The sequence below is a fragment of the Streptomyces sp. NPDC020958 genome (assembly GCF_055562175.1).
The window spans coordinates 1-3565 of the sequence record NZ_JBVHFU010000048.1 but is presented as its reverse complement, the minus strand read 5'-3'; the positions used below and the strand labels follow the sequence as shown (position 1 = coordinate 3565).

Annotated in this window: 1 protein-coding gene; it reads right to left on the bottom strand. The window is 67.9% G+C overall.

The features are described 5' to 3' along the window. On the bottom strand, positions 1 to 3565 hold a 3565-nt coding region (locus tag ACZ3KP_RS40890), incomplete at both ends, for an amino acid adenylation domain-containing protein (protein ID WP_467506212.1).

Below are 3565 nucleotides of genomic sequence, written 5' to 3'. Positions count from 1 at the left end.
CGCCGCAACTCATCACCGGCAAGGACACTGACACTCCGGACCCGCTGGTCGGGGTCGCCCGTGACGCTTTCGAGCAGCCGGGACAAGCGCTCGGCGAGCTGCTCGACGGTGGTGCGCTCGAACAGATCAGTGCGGTAGTCAAGCCGCCCCGCGAGACCGGCCGGTACGCCGTCGGCCGTGTGTGTCTCTCCCAGACCGAACGACAGGTCGAACCTGGCCGCCATCTCGCCGGCAGCTTCTGCTTGCGTCTGGACGCCGGGCAGGTCGAGGTCCGGTTGCGCGTTGTTGTGGAAGGTGAGCATGACTTGGAACAGGGGGTGGCGGGCCATGGAGCGCGCCGGATTGAGGATCTCCACGAGCCGCTCGAACGGCACGTCCTGGTGGGCGAACGCCGCCAGGTCCACTTCCCGGACCCGTTCGAGGACTTCACGGAAGGTCGGGTCGCCCGACAGGTCGTTCCGCAGGACGAGCGTGTTCACGAAGAACCCGACGAGATCGTCTAGGGCGTCGTCGGTGCGGCCGGCGACCGGTGTCCCGATCGGGATGTCCTGCCCGGCGCCCATCTTCGACAACAGGACCGCCAGCGCCGCCTGCACCGTCATGAACACACTGGCGCCGCAGGAACGGGACAGATCCACCAGCCGCGCGTGCACCTCCGCCGGCACACGGATCTCCACAGAGTCACCCTCGTGCGTGGCGATCGCGGGGCGCGGGCGGTCGACCGGCAGCTCCAGCTCTTCAGGAAGATCAGCCAAGGCCTGCTTCCAGTAGGCGACCTGGGCGGCGATGACACTGTCCGGGTCGTCCTCGCTACCGAGGAGCTCGCGCTGCCACAGCGTGTAGTCCGCGTACTGCACCGGGAGCTCTTTCCATGCCGGCGCGTGTCCCCCGCAACGAGCGGCATACGCCTGCGAGAGATCCCTCGCCAACGGCGCCATCGACCAGCCGTCCGCCGCGATGTGATGCACCACCATCACGAGCACCCACTCACCAGGGACGTCCGTCACCTGCAACAGACGCACCCGCCACGGCAGATCCCGCTCCAGATCGAACCCGGCACCCGTCACCTCCGCCACCACCGCGGCAACGTCACCAGCCGACACGGCCTCCACAACCACCTCGGGAACACCCCCGACGCCCTGCCGGATCTCCTGCCGCGGCTCCCCGTCCACCTGCGGAAACACCGTCCGCAGACTCTCGTGCCGACCCGCCACGTCCCCCAGCGCAGCCCCGAACGCCTCCACATCCAACGCACCCGTCAGACGCAGCACGAGCGGAATGTTGTACGCCGCCGAGACACCCTCGAGCTGACCCAGGAACCACAGACGCCGCTGCGCGAACGACACCGGAAGAACCTCCGGCCGCACCCGCCGCCCGAGCCGCTCCCGGACCCGACCACCTTCGTCGAGCCGGTCCACCAGCCCCGCCACCGTCGGGGCCTCGAACAGGGACCGGATACTCACCTCCACCCCGAGGACCGACCGGATCCGGCTCACCAGCCGCGTCGCCAACAGCGAATGCCCGCCCAACTCGAAGAAACCGTCGTCGACCGACACCGACTCCACGCCCAGGACCTCGGCGAACAGACCGCACAGGATCTCCTCCCGCGGTGTTCGCGGTGCCCGCCCGGACCCGTCCGAGGTGTATTCGGGAGCCGGCAGGGCCATGCGGTCCAGCTTCCCGTTCGGCGTCAACGGCAGTACGGCGAGGGTGACGAACGCCGAGGGCACCATGTAGTCCGGCAGCCGGTCCGCCACGTGCCGGCGCAGGACGGCAGCGTCGAAGTTCACGGTCGTAGGCACGACATAGGCGACCAGGCGCTTGTCGCCGGGCTGGTCCTCCCGTACGACGACCGCCGCCTGGGCGACCTGCCCATGCCCGGCCAGGACGGCCTCGACCTCACCCGGCTCGATACGGAAACCCCGCACCTTCACCTGGGCATCAGCACGTCCCACGAACTCCAGCACACCATCCGCCGACCACCGCACCACATCCCCGGTGCGATACATCCGCGAACCCGCCACCGTGGCGAACGGATCCGCGACGAACCGCTCCGCCGTCAGACCCGCACGCCCCAGATAGCCTCGCGCCAGCTGAACACCCGCCACATACAACTCACCCGCCACACCCACCGGCACCGGCGACAACGCGGCATCCAGCACATACACCCGCGTATTGGCGATCGGCCGCCCGATCGGAACTGCATCCGGCATTTCGGCATCGGTGTACCACGAGGTTGCATAGACGGTGGCCTCGGTGGGGCCGTAGCAGTTCGCCATGCGGGCTGTGGGGAAAGCCGAGCGGATCTTCTTGGCAACGATCGGCGAAATCGCCTCACCCGCCATGACGACCGTTGCCGCGTCCGCCGCCGGTGCACGGTCCAGGAGGCTTGAGAAGACCGAAGGAACGCCGCTTGCCAACGGCTTGTCGGGATCCCCCGCGGCTTCGTCTCCGAATGCAAGCAGGTCTCGGATCACGTGGACCCTACCGCCGGCGAGCAACGGAGCGATGATTTCGAACACGGACACGTCGAAGTTGAGCGACGTCGAGGCGCAGACCTCCTCCAGTCGGTCCGTACCGAGCCCATCGGCAGCCCACGAGGCGAGGTTCACCACGCTGCGGTGCTCGACCATCACGCCCTTCGGCCGTCCCGTGGACCCGGACGTGTAGATCACGTACGCGGGGTGGGAGGGCAGCAGCGGAGACAGACGATCTCCGTCGGACAGGTCTGCGCTGTCCTGGCCTGCTACGGCCTGCTGAACTTCGGGGTTGTCGAGCAGCAGGTGCGGTGTGGCGGCGTCCTGAGGGAACAGGGCCGCGGTGGCCGCTTCCGTCAGGAGCAGCACGGGTTCGGCGTCCGCGAGCATGTACGCGATCCGCTCCGCCGGATACTCCGGATCCACCGGCACATAAGCGGAACCACTCTTCAGGACGGCGAACACCGCGACCAGCAGGTCGGCCGACCTGGGCAGCGCGATGGCGACGAGCTTCTCCGGACCCGCACCGCACGCCACCAGATGACGGGCCAGACGATTCGCTCGGGAATTCAATTCCGCGTACGTGAGCCGTGCTGTGCCGCTGACCACGGCGACAGCATCGGGAGTACGCACCACCTGGGCCTGGAAGAGCTCTGGCAGCGTCCCGTGCGGAACGGCACGAGCAGTTGCGTTCCAGTCGGTCAGGATCCGGTGTCGCTCCTCGGCACCGACCGCACTGACGGAACGGATCCGCGCGTCGGGATCGGCGGTGACGGCTTCCAGCACGTGCACCACACGGTCCGCGAGTTCTCGGACCGTGTTCTCCGCAAACAGATCCGTGCGGTAGTCCAGCTGCCCTTGCAGTCCTGCGGGTGCTCCGTTCTCGCCGTGGAGTTCACCCATGCTGACGGACAGGTCGAACTTGGCCACCGCGCCTTCCACCTGTTCTCCGCGAACGGTCAGACCGGGCAGGTCCAGGTCCGGATCAGCGACGTTCTGGAAGGCGAGCATGACCTGGAAGAGGGGGTGGCGAGCCATGGAGCGTGTCGGGTTGAGGATCTCCACGAGCCGCTCGAACGGCACGTCCT